The 13,648-nt window shown below is 64.9% G+C and carries 14 protein-coding genes; 10 read left to right on the forward strand and 4 right to left on the reverse strand.

Annotated features, from left to right (window positions below; all coding sequences use genetic code 11):
* Positions 1-103 precede the first annotated feature (103 nt).
* Positions 104-535 carry a SufE family protein gene (locus J2R76_RS13985; protein WP_076833160.1) on the forward strand — a complete coding sequence of 144 codons (432 nt, stop codon included), beginning with the start codon at positions 104-106 and terminating at the stop codon, positions 533-535.
* 4 nt (positions 536-539) lie between these two features.
* Here the strand turns inward: J2R76_RS13985 and J2R76_RS13990 are convergent, their stop codons facing one another.
* Both J2R76_RS13990 and J2R76_RS13995 read right to left on the reverse strand, forming a co-directional pair.
* The gene (locus J2R76_RS13990; protein WP_057015640.1) at positions 540-953 is read right to left on the reverse strand and encodes a MucR family transcriptional regulator; all 414 of its coding nucleotides are present in this window, start codon (positions 951-953) and stop codon (positions 540-542) included.
* Between the two features lie 177 nt (positions 954-1,130).
* Positions 1,131-2,024, reverse strand: coding sequence for a hypothetical protein (locus J2R76_RS13995; RefSeq protein ID WP_076833157.1), 894 nt, complete (start codon positions 2,022-2,024; stop codon positions 1,131-1,133).
* Positions 2,025-2,363: 339 nt separating this feature from the next.
* Between J2R76_RS13995 and J2R76_RS14000 the strand changes: the two genes are divergently transcribed.
* Together J2R76_RS14000 and J2R76_RS14005 are read left to right on the forward strand one after the other, a co-directional pair.
* Positions 2,364-4,013: a glycosyltransferase family 39 protein gene (locus tag J2R76_RS14000; protein ID WP_076833154.1), complete on the forward strand. Its 1,650-nt coding sequence runs from the start codon at positions 2,364-2,366 to the stop codon at positions 4,011-4,013.
* 146 nt (positions 4,014-4,159) lie between these two features.
* Positions 4,160-4,939, forward strand: coding sequence for a class II aldolase/adducin family protein (locus J2R76_RS14005; protein ID WP_028331642.1), 780 nt, complete (start codon positions 4,160-4,162; stop codon positions 4,937-4,939).
* Between the two features lie 103 nt (positions 4,940-5,042).
* On the opposite strand, the gene J2R76_RS14010 is transcribed toward J2R76_RS14005, so the two are convergent.
* Together J2R76_RS14010 and J2R76_RS14015 are read right to left on the reverse strand one after the other, a co-directional pair.
* Entirely contained in the window at positions 5,043-6,443 is a 1,401-nt protein-coding gene (locus J2R76_RS14010) for a M20/M25/M40 family metallo-hydrolase (protein ID WP_076833151.1), read from the reverse strand.
* Positions 6,444-6,538: 95 nt separating this feature from the next.
* Entirely contained in the window at positions 6,539-8,161 is a 1,623-nt protein-coding gene (locus J2R76_RS14015; protein ID WP_076833148.1) for a helicase HerA-like domain-containing protein, read from the reverse strand.
* A 352-nt stretch (positions 8,162-8,513) separates the two neighbouring features.
* Between J2R76_RS14015 and J2R76_RS14020 the strand changes: the two genes are divergently transcribed.
* The 7 genes from J2R76_RS14020 (at position 8,514) to J2R76_RS14050 (ending at position 13,611) form a co-directional block, all read left to right on the forward strand.
* A complete protein-coding gene (locus J2R76_RS14020) occupies positions 8,514-8,879 on the forward strand; it encodes a hypothetical protein (RefSeq protein ID WP_016841849.1) in 366 nt (121 codons plus the stop codon).
* 57 nt (positions 8,880-8,936) lie between these two features.
* On the forward strand, positions 8,937-9,344 hold the full coding sequence (locus J2R76_RS14025) for a DUF4332 domain-containing protein (protein ID WP_018270650.1): 408 nt from the start codon (positions 8,937-8,939) through the stop codon (positions 9,342-9,344).
* 105 nt (positions 9,345-9,449) lie between these two features.
* Complete coding sequence (gene folP / locus J2R76_RS14030) at positions 9,450-10,289, forward strand: dihydropteroate synthase (RefSeq protein ID WP_244558963.1); 840 nt, start codon at positions 9,450-9,452, stop codon at positions 10,287-10,289.
* On the forward strand, positions 10,286-10,666 hold the full coding sequence (gene folB, locus J2R76_RS14035; protein WP_016842351.1) for a dihydroneopterin aldolase: 381 nt from the start codon (positions 10,286-10,288) through the stop codon (positions 10,664-10,666). The genes folP and folB overlap by 4 nt, the downstream gene beginning before the upstream one ends.
* Before the next feature lie 6 nt (positions 10,667-10,672).
* Positions 10,673-11,164, forward strand: a complete 492-nt coding sequence (folK, locus tag J2R76_RS14040; protein ID WP_076833143.1) for a 2-amino-4-hydroxy-6-hydroxymethyldihydropteridine diphosphokinase — start codon at positions 10,673-10,675, stop codon at positions 11,162-11,164.
* A gap of 105 nt (positions 11,165-11,269) precedes the next feature.
* Positions 11,270-13,144, forward strand: coding sequence for a methylmalonyl-CoA mutase family protein (locus tag J2R76_RS14045; RefSeq protein ID WP_076833140.1), 1,875 nt, complete (start codon positions 11,270-11,272; stop codon positions 13,142-13,144).
* Positions 13,141-13,611: a GFA family protein gene (locus tag J2R76_RS14050; RefSeq protein ID WP_028331649.1), complete on the forward strand. Its 471-nt coding sequence runs from the start codon at positions 13,141-13,143 to the stop codon at positions 13,609-13,611. Before J2R76_RS14045 ends, J2R76_RS14050 begins: the two co-directional genes overlap by 4 nt.
* Positions 13,612-13,648: the final 37 nt, after the last annotated feature.

Below are 13,648 nucleotides of genomic sequence, written 5' to 3' on the forward strand. Positions count from 1 at the left end.
GCGTGAAGAAAACGCGTCAAAACAGCCGGGAACCGGTTCCATTTTCATCGCTTTCGCGGCCCGCCTTCCTATATAAGCCGTCAAGGACAGGACGCGGGCCACGATGACGACGATCGACGAAATCAGGGACAATTTTGCGCTGCTGGACGAGTGGGACGACCGTTACCGCTATGTCATCGAGCTCGGCCGCACGCTCGAACCGTTGTCGGAGGCGGAGCACTCGGCCGAGAACAAGGTGCAGGGCTGCGTCAGCCAGGTCTGGCTGTCGAAGCGGATCGAGCGCGATGCCAACGGCGAACCGCGCCTGATCTATATCGGCGACAGCGACGCCCACATCGTGCGCGGCCTGGTCGCGATCGTGCTGACGCTGTTTTCCGGGCAAACGCCCAAGAAAATCCTCGGCACCGACGCGCTCGCGCTGTTCGACGAATTCGGCTTCCGCGACCATCTGACGCCGCAGCGCTCCAACGGCCTGCGCTCGATGGTCGACCGCATCCGCAACGATGCGCGCGAGGCGCTGGCGTCCGCCGCGTAATCTCCTATTTCCGCTTCCGCGCCTGCTGGCCGAGGCCCATTTTCTTGGCAAGTTGCGAGCGCGCCACCGCATAGTTCGGCGCCACCATCGGATAGTCGGCCGGCAGGCCCCATTTGTCGCGGTACTGTTCCGGGGTCATGTTGTACTGGGTGCGCAGATGGCGCTTCAGCGACTTGAAGCGCTTGCCGTCCTCGAGGCACACCAGATATTCGGGCGTGATCGACTTCTTCATCGACACCGCAGGCTTGGCCGGCTCGCTCGGCGTGTCGTTGCGTCCGCTCGACACCCGCAGCAAGGCGGAGTGGACCTGGCTGATCAGGTTCGGAATGTCCGAGGCCGGCGTCGGATTGTTGCTGAGATAGGCCGAAACGATGTTGGCGGTCAGCTCGACCGGCGTTTTGCCTGACGTATCGGACATGGCTCAATCTTCCCCGTGCTATCGACAGCCCGGCGCCCACCGGACAGTATCCATGCGCAGCAATACATTAATGGAATCGCGTACTACTTTGCGAATATGCACGAATTGCTGCAAATCTGACAACAACGGCTGCGTTTCCGGCTTCGGGCCGGCCGCGCGCAAGTATTGGCCCGGATCTTAAGGCCGCTGCTCCAGATGCGACCTGAGCTCGTCGATCGAGGCAAATCGCATCATGCCCTCCGGCATCTGCGCCTCGATTGATCCGTCCGAATAGAGCGAATAGGCCATGCCGTCGACGACGCCGGATTTGAGCACGGTCACCGGCGGCTGCTCCTGGGGCGGCGGCGGATGGCCCGACGACGGCGAGGCGGCGGCGGCCGACTGGGCCTCGCCGAAGGTCGATGGCGTCCGGGGGCCGCGCCGCGGGGCGACGTCGACCGGCCGCGGCCGGTCGGCCTTCGGCCAGGCATCGTCGAAGGTTGCCGACGCCGGTTCGGCCGAACCACCCGGATTCGGACGCAGTTCCGGCGACAACAGATCCGGCGTGAGCGGCTCGGCGGCACGCCCCTGGCTCCGCTCGCGCTCCTTGCGCGAGGAGGAAAACAGCAGATTGCGCCGCTTGGGCGGCGCAGCGCCATCCGCGGGCGCGGCCGCCGGTGCAGGCGGCGGCACCTCGCCTGATGCGCCGCGCGAGGCGATCTCGTCGTGCCAGGGCGGCGGCGCCGCGGGAGCGGATGGCGGGAACGCTGGAGCCAGCGGCGGAGGCGCCGAGACCTTCGGCTCAGGCGGCGGGAACACCGGATCGTCGGGAGTGCCGCGCGGGGAAGTTGCAGACGGCGACCCGGACCGCAGACCCACCGCCACGACGGCATCAAGCCGGTCGCCCATGGCCTGGAGTTCGCGAAGGATGGCGGCAAGGGCCACAACAATCACGCCGGTACATGCGCCGGTCACGCCTGTTGCGATCAACGTGCCGCCGACGCTGAATTCCTTGTTTGGAATTCCGAGGCCGATCGCCGCCAGGCCCGCCACGACCAGGCCCGCGCCGACGACCAACAGACCAACCTTCATCGAACTAACCCCCGGGAGACCCGACCGAAAATCGGCGCGGGCCACCAACGCCACGATACCGTCATATTGCCCACACCGCCAACCGCCAATTGTAGACAGAGTTCCCTAAAATCCCGCTTAACCAAGCCGCGATGCGTTGCTTCACCGCAGCCGCAGTGGCTATCGGGCAGCCAGCTCCCGTAGATTTACTGGCTACGAATTGCTGCCAATTTATTGCAACGCATCTGGGAAATTACGCCACAATTACCAATTACTCGGAAACGGAACTGCGCTATGGATGCCGGGGAATGAGGCCCTAAAGCGCCAATCTGGGCCACAGGCACGCCGGTATCACTAGCTATGTCATCGATTACGACGTCTGCCCTCGAGGCGCCTGCGCGGCGCTCGGTGGAGAAGACCTGCGACGATCTCGCTGTCCTCGTCCTCGGCGTGGTCGCCGTGGTCGCCGGCTTGACGTTCCGCGATTACGGTCTGGGCTGGGACGATTACACCCACGCTGAATATGCCGACCTCCTGCTGCGCATGTACGAGTCCGGGTTCAAGGACACCGGCGCGCTGTCGTTTGCCAATCTGTATATGTACGGCGGCGGCTTCGACATGGCCGCGGCCTTGCTGCACAAGCTCATTCCGCTTGAACTGTTCGAGACGCGCCGCCTGCTCGGCGCGATCGTCGGCGTTATCGGCCTTGCCGTAACCTGGCGCCTGGCACGCCGTGTCGGCGGCCCGCTGGCGGGACTGGCGGCGCTGCTGCTGCTGGCGCTGTGCCCGACCTTCTACGGCCACATGTTCATGAATCCGAAGGATGCGCCGTTCGCCGTGGCGATGGTGGTCCTGATCATGGGCCTGGTCCGCCTGATCGAGGAATATCCGGCGCCCTCGCCGCGCACCATCCTGATCGTCGGCCTGGGGGCCGGCCTGTCGATCGGCTGCCGCGTGCTTGGCGGGCTCGCATTGATCTACGCCGTGGTCGGCTTCGTCCCGCTCCTGATCGAGGAATTCCGCAAGCAGGGCCCGCGCGAGGCGACCCACCGCTTTGCCCATGTCGTCTATGTGCTGCTGCCGGGACTTCTGCTGGGCTATCTCGTGATGGGCCTGATCTGGCCGTGGTCGATCATGGAGCCCGGACATCCGCTCGAAGCGGTAACCTATTTCTCGCACTTCTTCGAGAAACCGTGGAAGGAGATGTTCGACGGCGCGCTGGTGTCGGTGCCGGACATGCCGTGGTCCTATCTGCCCACCTTGTTCGCGCTGCAGCTTCCCGAAGTGCTGCTAGTGCTGCTGGCCGCCGCCGTCGTCATCACCTTGATGTCGCTGTCGCGCTATGACGTCACCGCGAAGCGCAAGTCGATCATGCTGATGCTGACGCTGGCGGCGACGCTGCCGCTGGTGATCGCGATGGTGAAGCGGCCGGCGCTCTATAACGGCATCCGCCACTTCATCTTCGTGATTCCGCCGATGACGGTGCTGGCCGGCGTCGCATTCGCGCGCGGCATGGACTGGCTCGGCGAGAACCGCCGCGCCTGGCAGCCCGCGGCGCTCGCCATGTTCGCATTCGGCCTCTTGCTGCCGCTCAGCGAAATGATCCGCCTGCATCCGTATCAGTACACGCACTTCAACCACATCGCCGGCACGGTGCGGACCGCGGACAACTTCTTCATGCTGGACTATTGGGGCCTGGCGCTGAAGCAGGCATCCGACGGACTGCGCGAGCAGCTGGCGGAGCGGCAGGAAGTGCCGCCGCAGAACCGCAAGTGGAAGGTCGCGGTGTGCGGACCGCAGCGCCCCGCGCAGGTCGCGCTCGGCCCTGATTTCACGATCGGATGGGACAGCAATGCCGCCGACTTCGCGATGACACTCGGCGAATTCTACTGCAAGGGGCTGGCCGCGCCGGTCATGGTCGAGATCAAGCGCGACGACGTCGTGTTCGCCCGCGTCTACGACATCCGCGGCCGCAGCATCTCGAGCCTGCTGGCGATCCCAGCGCCGTAACGCATCACGCTGCCCACTGACGATTGCCGTTCCGATCGTGGGCCGCATGCCGACATGACTGTCACGCCGTTACCCTGCCTTGCTGCGGTCCGGCGGCGGCGCTACGCTTGGACCAAGCAATAACGCCATCAATGGAGCAATCGGTCATGTCGCCAGCGGAAGCGCGCCTGAAGGAAGTGCCGTCGGATATGAGTGCGGCGGAATGGGAGCAGCGGATCAATCTTGCTGCCTGCTACCGGCTGGTCGCGCTCTATGGCTGGGACGATCTGGTCGATACCCACATCTCCGCGCGCGTGCCGGGGCCCGAGCATCACTTCCTGATCAACCCCTACGGGCTGATGTTCGACGAGATCACCGCGTCGAGCCTCGTCAAGGTTGACCTCGACGGCAACCAGCTTTCGAAGAGCGACTACAGCATCAACCCGGCCGGCTTCACCATCCATTCGGCGATCCACGAGGTGCGCGAGGACGCCGGCTGCGTGCTCCATCTGCACACCGTCGACGGCACCGCGGTGTCGAGCGGCCCCGACGGGCTGCTGCCGCTGAACCAGACCGCGCAGCTCGTCACCCACGACCTCGCCTATCACGACTATGAAGGCATCGCGCTCGATCATGACGAGCGCCCGCGCCTGCAGCGCGATCTCGGCAGCAAGAACCACATGCTGCTGCGCAATCACGGCACCCTGACGGTCGGCCGCTCCGTCGCCTCCGCGTTCGAGCGGATGTACCATCTGGAGCGCGCCTGCTCGATGCAGGTGGCGACCCGCGCGCTCGGACCGATCGCCTATCCGGTCGACCAGCATGCGATCGACAAGAACACCGAGCTGCTCTCCAACCCGGACCGCGCCGAGCTGCGCTCGACCCAGCTGGTCTGGCCGCCGCTGCTGCGCAAGCTCGACCGGGTCAATCCCGGCTACCGTGATTGAAATTTCATAATCTTCGGGTAGGCTAACGGCCAACACCCTCTGCACTACCGAATCAAAACGCCGCCCAATTCCGGGCGGCGTTTTTACGTGAATTGCCGTTGCGCTATTTGGCGTCGGCGAACGCCGCCAGGATCCGCGCCCAGGAGCGGATGCCCTTGTGGTAGCTCTTGAGGTCGTACTTCTCGTTCGGCGAATGGATGTTGTCGTCGTCGAGCCCGAAGCCGATCAGCACACTGTCGAGGCCGAGCGTGTGCTTGAAATCGGCAACGATCGGGATCGAGGCGCCGGAGCCGATCAGCAGCGCCTCCTTGCCCCATTCGTCGGTCAGCGCACGGCGCGCGGCTGCCAGCGGCTTCATGTTCCAGTCGAGCGCGATCGCCGGCGCGCTGGAATGGTCGGTGAACTCGGCCTTGCAGTCGGCCGGCAGGCGCGCCTTCACATAGTCGCGGAACGCCCTTCGGATCTTCTCGGGATCCTGTCCCTCGACCAGGCGGAACGAGACCTTCGCTGACGCCTCGGCCGCGATCACCGTCTTGGAGCCCTCGCCGGTATAGCCGCCGACGATGCCGTTGATGTCGCAGGTCGGGCGCGAAGAGACCTGCTCGATCAGGAGCCGGTCCCTTTCGCCGGCGGGCACCGAGAGGCCGATCGGCTTGAGAAAGCTCTCCGGCGTCAGATTGAGCTGCTTCCACTGGGCCAGAATATCCGGCGGCAAATCCTTCACGCCGTCATAGAAACCGGGGATGGTGATGTGGCCGTTCTCGTCATGCAGGCCGCCGAGGATCCGCGTCAGCACGCGGATCGGGTTCTGCGCGCCGCCGCCGAACACGCCGGAATGCAGATCGCGATTGGCGGCCTTGATCTTGACCTCGTCATAGACCAGGCCGCGCAATGAGGTGGTGATCGCCGGCGTATTCGGGTCCCACATGCCGGTGTCGCAGACCAGCGCGAAGTCGGCCTTGAGGTCGTCCTTGTTCGCCTCGAGGAACGGCACGAAATTCTTCGAACCGATCTCCTCTTCACCCTCGATGACGATCGTGATGTCGACCGGCAGCGATCCCATCACCGTCTTCCAGGCACGGCACGCCTCGACGAAGGTCATCAACTGTCCCTTGTCGTCCTCGGCGCCGCGCGCGACGATGATCTTGCGCCCGTCGGCATGGTCGGTCACGACAGGCTCGAACGGCGGACGGTGCCAGAGATTCAAGGGATCGACCGGCTGCACGTCGTAGTGGCCGTAGAACAGCACGTGCGGGCGTCCGTCGGTCGAGCCGTTCAGCTTGCCGACCACGGCCGGATGGCCGGCAGTCGGCCGCACTTCGGTCTTGAAGCCGAGGGTTGCGATGTCCTTGGCGAGATGATCGGCAGCCGCCTTGCAGTCATCAGCGAAGGCCGGATCGGCCGAGATCGATTTGATCCGCAGCAGCGTGAACAGCCGCTCGAGACTGTTGTCGAAATCGGCGTCGATGCGGTCGAGGACGGGCTGCAGCTTGGCGTTGGACATCGCGGATATCCTTTTTGTTGGACGTTGCGCCAGGTTGTAGCGCGCCGGCCGCGGGAGGCAAAGCCGGTCTCCCGCTTCAGCCGACCGGCGCGGTGCTATCTGCGCAGCAATCCGCCGAGCGCGCCGCGCACCAGCGCCCGGCCGATCGAGCCGCCAACCGAACCGCCGAGCGATTTGCCGAGATCGGCGGCCACGCCGCCGATCACCTTGTCGGTCACCGAGCGCGTGACGCTGCGCGCGATCACCTGTCCGGTCGACATGCGGCCGCGCTTGACGTTGGTGCCGAAGATCGTGGACGCGATCGAACCGAGCTGGCCGAGGATGCCGCCACCCTCGCCGCCAGCGCTGCCGTCCGCCGGCGCCGCCGTCCCGGCGAGCCGCTTCTGGATGATCTCGTAGGCGGATTCGGCATCGACCGCGGTGTCGTATTTGCCCTTGACCGGGCTCGCATCCATGATCGCCTTGCGCTCCTCCGGCGTGATCGGCCCGATCCGCGCCGACGGCGGGCGCACCATGACGCGCTCGACCATCGACGGCGTGCCGCCGCCCTCGAGGAACGACACCAGCGCCTCGCCCTTGCCGAGCTCCATGATCACCCGCGCGGTGTCGAGCTTCGGATTGGGCCGGAAGGTCTGTGCGGCCGCGGCAACCGCCTTCTGATCGCGCGGCGTGAAGGCGCGCAACGCGTGCTGCACGCGGTTGCCGAGCTGCGCCAGTACCTTGTCCGGCACGTCGATCGGATTCTGCGTGACGAAATAGACGCCGACGCCCTTGGAGCGGATCAGCCGCACCACCTGCTCGATCTTGTCCATCAGCGCCTTCGGCGCGTCGGTGAACAAGAGATGCGCCTCGTCGAAGAAGAACACCAGCTTCGGCTTCGGCAGGTCGCCGGCCTCCGGCAATTCCTCGAACAATTCCGAAAGCATCCAGAGCAGGAAGGTGGCGTAAAGCCGCGGGCTCTGCATCAGCTTGTCGGCGACCAGGATATTGACGATGCCGCGGCCGTCGCGGTCGGTGCGCATGAAATCCTTCAGCGTCAGCGCCGGCTCGCCGAAGAACTTGGCGCCGCCCTGGTTCTCGAGCACCAGGAGCTGACGCTGGATCGTTCCGACGGTCGCCTTGGATACATTGCCGTAGCCTTGCGCGGCCTTACGGATCGGCGCCAGCGGATCTTCCTCGTCGTCGGCAGCCTTCTTGCTGCCGTCCGGGGCGATCGCATCCAGCAGCGCTCGAAGGTCCTTCATGTCGATCAACGTGAGGCCGTTCTCATCGGCGACACGGAAGGCAACATTGAGCACGCCCTCCTGCACGTCGTTCAGATCGAGCATCCGCGAGAGCAACAGCGGTCCCATCTCGGTGACGGTGGCGCGCACCGGATGGCCCTGCTCGCCGAACACGTCCCAGAATACGGTCGAGAACTGATCCGGCTGGAAGGTCAGGCCCATCTCCTTGGCGCGCTTCAGGATAAAGTCCTTGGCCTCGCCGACTTCGGAGATACCGGAAAGATCGCCCTTGATGTCGGCTGCGAAAACCGGAACGCCGGCGCGCGCAAATCCTTCAGCCATGACCTGCAGCGTGACGGTCTTGCCGGTTCCGGTCGCACCGGTCACAAGGCCGTGGCGGTTGGCCAGCGCAAGCGTCAGCCAGGCTGTTTCCTCGCCCTTGCCGATAAAGATCTTCTCATCGGTATCGGCCAACTTGGTGTCGGACGTCGCCATCGCTTCGCCTCTTAACGCGATTTTAAATCGGCTCGATCCATTCGAACCGATGACATCATATTGCATCTTGCAGGTCGATTGAAACCATCGGCGCGCACTGATGTATATTGTCGCTGCACCAGTTCCTCATACTTTATTCCCGGCCAAGATTCCGGGCCAAGTGACGAAAGGCATTGCGCATTGCGACAAGATGGTGTGAATCCGCCGCTCAATCTTGCAGAGGTGCAACACTCCCGACGCGATCGAAAAAGAAAACGAACTGAAATGCGCGGATCGCTTGTATTTCGTGACACAGGCGCTCAAGATAAATCTTCAAGAATGATCCGGCAAAAACCGGTTGAGGCGGGGCAATATGGACGAATTGGTTGGGCAGCTGGCCGCGAAGGCCGGCATCGACGGTGCTGTCGCTGAAAAAACCATCGGCATCGTTCTGGGTTTCCTCCGTAACGAGGGACCTTCCGACAAAGTTCAGGCTCTGATCGACCAAATCCCCGGCGCCGAAGCGGCAATCGCCGCCTCCAACAACAGCGGTGGCCTATCGCGGTTGATGGGTGGCGGTCTGATGGCTGTCGGCACCCGGCTGATGGCGCTCGGATTGAGCATGAGTGAGATTCAGAACGTCGCGCGTGAACTTTTCAGGTTCGGCCGCGACAAAATCGGAGCGGATCAAATGGGCGAGATCATCTCGGGGACGCCGGGCCTCAGCCAGTTTGCCTGAAGCATTCTCCCAAAACGCCATTGCACGTGCGCTCCCTTCTACCTGCATACGAGTATCATGACATACCCCCTCTCCGAGATCGAAGGCCTGTCCGCCTATTGCGCCACCAAACTGAAATCGCAGGGTATCCGCACGACCGACGCACTGCTTGAAGCCGCCCGCACCGTCAAGGGACGCAAGGCGCTCGCCGCCAAGACCGGGATCAGCGAACAACAATTGCTCGAATGGGCCAACATCTCCGACTACATGCGGATTCCCGGCATGGGCAAGGCGAAGGTCGGTCTGGTCCGCGCCGCCGGCGTCACCACCGTGCGCGAGCTCGCGCACCGCAACCCGTCGCGGCTCGCGCAGAGCATGAAGGACGCCAATGTGCGGCGTAAGCTCGTCCGCGTGATGCCGTCGGAGAAGTCGGTCGAGCTGCTGATCGAAGAGGCACGCAAGCTGCCTCCCAAGATCACCTATTAGCCTGTCTTAACGGCATTCGGCCGCCGGCCGCGTCACCCGCCATCGCCACACCTTGACTTGCCGCTGCGGTCAGCGCAAAGCCACCGCATGATGGCGAGCAAGCCCATGGCATCGACGGTGACCGGCCCGGCCGTATCGGCGCTGCTGCCGGCGCTGTTGTCGCGGCCCTATCCGGCCGTGATGGGCATCCTGAACGTGACGCCGGACTCGTTCTCCGACGGCGGCCAGTTCGCCGCACCCGAAGAGGCGCTGGCACAGGCCCGCAAGCTGGTCGCCGAGAGCGCCGATATCATCGACATCGGCGCAGAATCCACCCGTCCCTACGGCTCGCAGCCGGTCACCGCCGAGGCCGAGATGGCGCGGCTGAAGCCCGTGCTTGCCGACGTGATCGCCCTTGGCGTGCCGGTCTCGATCGACAGCATGAAATCGGAGGTCGTGGCCTGGGCGCTCGACCAGGGCGCTGTCATCGCCAACGACGTCTGGGGCCTGCAGCGCGATGCCGGCATGGCGCCGCTCGTCGCCGCGCGCGGCGTGCCCGTGATCATCATGCACAATCGCGAGCAGGCCGATCCGGCGATCGACATCATGCAGGACATCGCCGCCTTCTTCGAGCGCTCGCTCGCGATCGCCGCAAGCGCCGGCATTTCGCCCGACCGGATCGTGCTCGATCCCGGCATCGGCTTCGGCAAGACCCCGGAGCAGAGCATGATCGCGCTGGCGCGGCTTGCCGAGCTCGACGCGTTCCACCTGCCGCTGCTGGTCGGCGCCTCGCGCAAGCGCTTCATCAGCACGGTCGCGCCGTCGGAGCCGCAACAGCGGATCGGCGGCTCGATCGCGGCGCATCTGATCGCCGCGCAGAATGGCGCCCGCATCATCCGCGCGCATGACGTCGCCGAAACCGTTCAGGCGCTGCGCGTGGCCGCAGCAATCGAGGGACAGCAATGACCGATACGATCTTCATCACCGGGATCGTCATCCATGCCCGTCATGGCGTGATGGAACATGAAACGGAGGTCGGGCAGCGCTTCGTCATCGATCTCGAACTCTATACCGACCTCTCGGAATCCTCGCGCACCGACCGCCTTTCAGATACGGTCTCCTATTCCAACGTGGTGGCGACGGCGACATCGGCATTCAAGAACACCAACTACAAGCTGCTGGAGCGCGCCGCCGGCGCGGTGGCCGAGGACATCCTGGCGAGCTTCCCGCGCATCCGGGCGGTCAAGGTCACGGTGCACAAGCCGCACGCGCCGATCGCCGCGATCTTCGACGATGTCGGCGTCGTGCTGACCCGCTCGCGCCATCAACCGCCCCAGGGTTGAACGCAGATGGCTGACGTCCTGATCGCCCTCGGCGGCAATGTCGGCGACGTCCGCACCACGTTTCGCAAGGCGATCGCCAATATCTGCGGCATGACCCAGGCCGCGCTTATCGCACGCTCGTCGGATTATTCGACGCCGCCCTGGGGCGAGCAGCAGCAGGACAGCTTCATCAACGCCTGCATCGAGATCGAGACCAGTCTCGATCCGCATGCGCTGCTGTTCACGCTGCACAAGATCGAAGCCAAATTCGGCCGCGACCGCGCCAATGAGCAGCGCTGGGGGCCGCGCACCCTCGACCTCGACCTGATCGCCTATGACGACGTCACACTGAACAAGCCGGAACTGACGCTGCCGCACCGGCGTTTGTTCGAACGCGCCTTCGTCTTGGTGCCGCTCGCCGAGATCGTTCCTGACCGCGTCATCGCCGGGCGCCGCGTCGCCGATGCGCTGGCGAAGGTCTCTACAGACGGTATTTTCCGTCTAGCGGACCTCGATTAAAGCGAAACCACCGCAAACAACCGTTTGGCTTGGCCGCCCGCCCGTGGCAATTTCCGGCCAAATCAAGGGGCCCCGCGCGGGGCCGGTGAAGGACGATTTGGGCGGATGACGACCTCGACTGACGATTTGGCTCTGGCTTCGGATTTTCGACCTGCGACCTATGACGACTGGCGCAAGCTGGTCGACGGCGTGCTGAAGGGCGCCCCGTTCGAGAAGCTGGTCGGCAAGACCTATGACGGCCTGAAGATCGATCCGATCTACCGCCGCGCCACCAATTCAAGCCCGCTTGCCGGCCGCGCCGCCGCTGCACCCTGGCAGATCCTGCAGCGGGTCGATCATCCCGATGCCGCACAGGCCAATGCGCAAGCGCTGCAGGATCTCGAGAACGGGGCGACCGGCCTCGAATTCGAGTTCGCCGGGGGTCCCGGTGCGCGCGGCTTCGGTCTTGCCGACGCCAGCAAGAAGACGCTGGCGCGCGCCTGCGGCGGCGTCCATCTCGATGCCGGCATCATGATCGCGCTCAATCCGGTGATCGGCCGCGAGAACGCCGGCGAGACCTTTGCCGACATGGTCGAGGCCCGCAAGCTCGACCCGGCCAAGCTCGATCTGCATTTCAATTACCAGGCGCTCAGCACCATGGCCGTGCGCGGTGCTGCGGCCATCGCCTGGCCCGACTACGAAAAGTCGTTCGGCCAGGTCGTCAATGGCCTCATCAAGCGCGGCTTCAAGGGGCCGTTCGTGCTGGCCGACGGCCGGCCGGTCCATGATGCCGGCGGCTCCGAGGTGCAGGAACTCGCGTTCACGCTCGCGCTTGGCCTCGCCTATCTGCGCATGCTGGAGGGCGCCGGCATCGAGCTCGACGCGGCGCGCGCGGCGATCTCGTTCCGCCTCAGCGCCGACGCCGACCAGTTCCTGACGATGGCGAAATTTCGCGCGCTGCGGCTGCTGTGGGCACGTGTCGAGCAAGCCTGCGGACTTGCGCCGAAGCCGATCTTCGTCAACGCGCAAACCGCCTGGCGGATGCTGACCCAGCGCGATCCCAATGTGAACATGCTGCGCGCGACGATCGCGACCTTTGCGGCCGGGCTCGGCGGCGCCAATGCGATCACGGTGCTGCCGCACACGCTGGCGCTCGGCCTGCCTGATGACTTCGCCCGGCGCGTGGCGCGCAACACGCAACTCGTGCTGCTCGATGAATCCAACCTGGCAAAGGTGTCCGATCCCGCGGCCGGCGCCGGCGGCATCGAGACGCTGACCTCGCAGCTCTGCGAGGCGGCGTGGACGCTGTTCCAGGAGATCGAGAAGGCCGGCGGCATCTTCGCCGCACTCGAGCAGGGACTGCTGCAAAACAAGGTCACCGCGACGCGCTTGCTGCGCGAGACCAATGTGGCGAAGCGCCGCGACGTGCTGACCGGCGCCAGCGAATTTCCGGATCTGCGCGAGGCCGCCCCCGCGGTGCTGGATGTGAAACCATCAGCGCCGGCGTCCCTCGCCGGCGCCAAGGTGAAGTTCGACGCCCTCGCGCCGATGCGGCTTGCCGAACCGTTCGAGGCGCTGCGCGACAAGTCGGATGCCGCGCTGAAGGCGCATGGCGCACGGCCGAAGATATTCCTGGCCAATCTCGGCACCGCCGCGGACTTCACGGCCCGCGCGACCTTTGCCAAGAGTTTCTTCGAAACCGGCGGGATCGAGGCCATCGACAGCGAGGGCTTTGCCGACGCGGCGGCGCTGGCCGCGGCCTACAAGGCCTTGGGCGCCGCGATGGCGTGCATTTGTTCCTCGGATAAGGTCTATGCCGCCAGCGCCGTTGAGGCCGCCAGGGCCCTTCAAGGCGCCGGTGCAAGGCATATCTATCTGGCAGGGCGGCCCGGCGACCAGGAAGCGGCGCTGCGGGCGGCCGGCATCGGCGAGTTCATCTTCGCCGGCGGTGATGCGCTGGCGACATTGCGCGACGCCTATCGGCAGATGGAGCAGACATGAGCGCAGAGGCACCATCGACACCCGTTCTGACCGGCGGCTGCCAGTGCGGCGCCGTCCGATTTGCCGTCTCGGCGGCACCGACCCGGATCAGCATCTGCCACTGCCGGATGTGCCAGAAAGCGTCTGGGGCGCCATTTGCCTCCTTCGCCGACATCGATCGCAACGACTTCAAATGGACCCGCGGCAAACCCGCCGCGTTCAGGTCCTCCTCGATCGCCGAGCGCGACTTCTGCGCCGCCTGCGGAACACCCCTGAGCTTCCGCCGCATCGACGGTCCGCGGATCGAGATCATGACCGGCGCCTTCGACCGGCCCGACCGGGTGATACCGACGCAGCAATTCGGAACCGAGTCCCGCCACGGCTGGGTGGTCGGCATCGCCAATCTGCCGAGCCAGACCACGATGCAGAATTACGGACCGGATAAGATGGCGACCATCGTCAGCCATCAGCATCCGGACCACGATTGAGTTAGAAGCTACAGCGATTGATCGAACGCAATCGCCA

Source organism: Bradyrhizobium sp. USDA 4532 (assembly GCF_024171315.1).
Lineage (GTDB): Bacteria > Pseudomonadota > Alphaproteobacteria > Rhizobiales > Xanthobacteraceae > Bradyrhizobium > Bradyrhizobium australafricanum.

What these genes read in the sequence shown, in the direction of transcription:
- J2R76_RS14050 (WP_028331649.1), top strand. Translation starts at nt 13,141, where the DNA reads ATGAGCGCAGAGGCACCATCGACACCCGTTCTGACCGGCGGCTGCCAG.
- J2R76_RS14025 (WP_018270650.1), top strand. Translation starts at nt 8,937, where the DNA reads ATGACATACCCCCTCTCCGAGATCGAAGGCCTGTCCGCCTATTGCGCC.
- J2R76_RS14020 (WP_016841849.1), top strand. Translation starts at nt 8,514, where the DNA reads ATGGACGAATTGGTTGGGCAGCTGGCCGCGAAGGCCGGCATCGACGGT.
- J2R76_RS13990 (WP_057015640.1), bottom strand. Translation starts at nt 953, where the DNA reads ATGTCCGATACGTCAGGCAAAACGCCGGTCGAGCTGACCGCCAACATC.
- J2R76_RS13985 (WP_076833160.1), top strand. Translation starts at nt 104, where the DNA reads ATGACGACGATCGACGAAATCAGGGACAATTTTGCGCTGCTGGACGAG.
- J2R76_RS14045 (WP_076833140.1), top strand. Translation starts at nt 11,270, where the DNA reads ATGACGACCTCGACTGACGATTTGGCTCTGGCTTCGGATTTTCGACCT.
- folP (WP_244558963.1), top strand. Translation starts at nt 9,450, where the DNA reads ATGGCATCGACGGTGACCGGCCCGGCCGTATCGGCGCTGCTGCCGGCG.
- folK (WP_076833143.1), top strand. Translation starts at nt 10,673, where the DNA reads ATGGCTGACGTCCTGATCGCCCTCGGCGGCAATGTCGGCGACGTCCGC.
- J2R76_RS13995 (WP_076833157.1), bottom strand. Translation starts at nt 2,024, where the DNA reads ATGAAGGTTGGTCTGTTGGTCGTCGGCGCGGGCCTGGTCGTGGCGGGC.
- J2R76_RS14015 (WP_076833148.1), bottom strand. Translation starts at nt 8,161, where the DNA reads ATGGCGACGTCCGACACCAAGTTGGCCGATACCGATGAGAAGATCTTT.
- J2R76_RS14010 (WP_076833151.1), bottom strand. Translation starts at nt 6,443, where the DNA reads ATGTCCAACGCCAAGCTGCAGCCCGTCCTCGACCGCATCGACGCCGAT.
- J2R76_RS14005 (WP_028331642.1), top strand. Translation starts at nt 4,160, where the DNA reads ATGTCGCCAGCGGAAGCGCGCCTGAAGGAAGTGCCGTCGGATATGAGT.
- folB (WP_016842351.1), top strand. Translation starts at nt 10,286, where the DNA reads ATGACCGATACGATCTTCATCACCGGGATCGTCATCCATGCCCGTCAT.
- J2R76_RS14000 (WP_076833154.1), top strand. Translation starts at nt 2,364, where the DNA reads ATGTCATCGATTACGACGTCTGCCCTCGAGGCGCCTGCGCGGCGCTCG.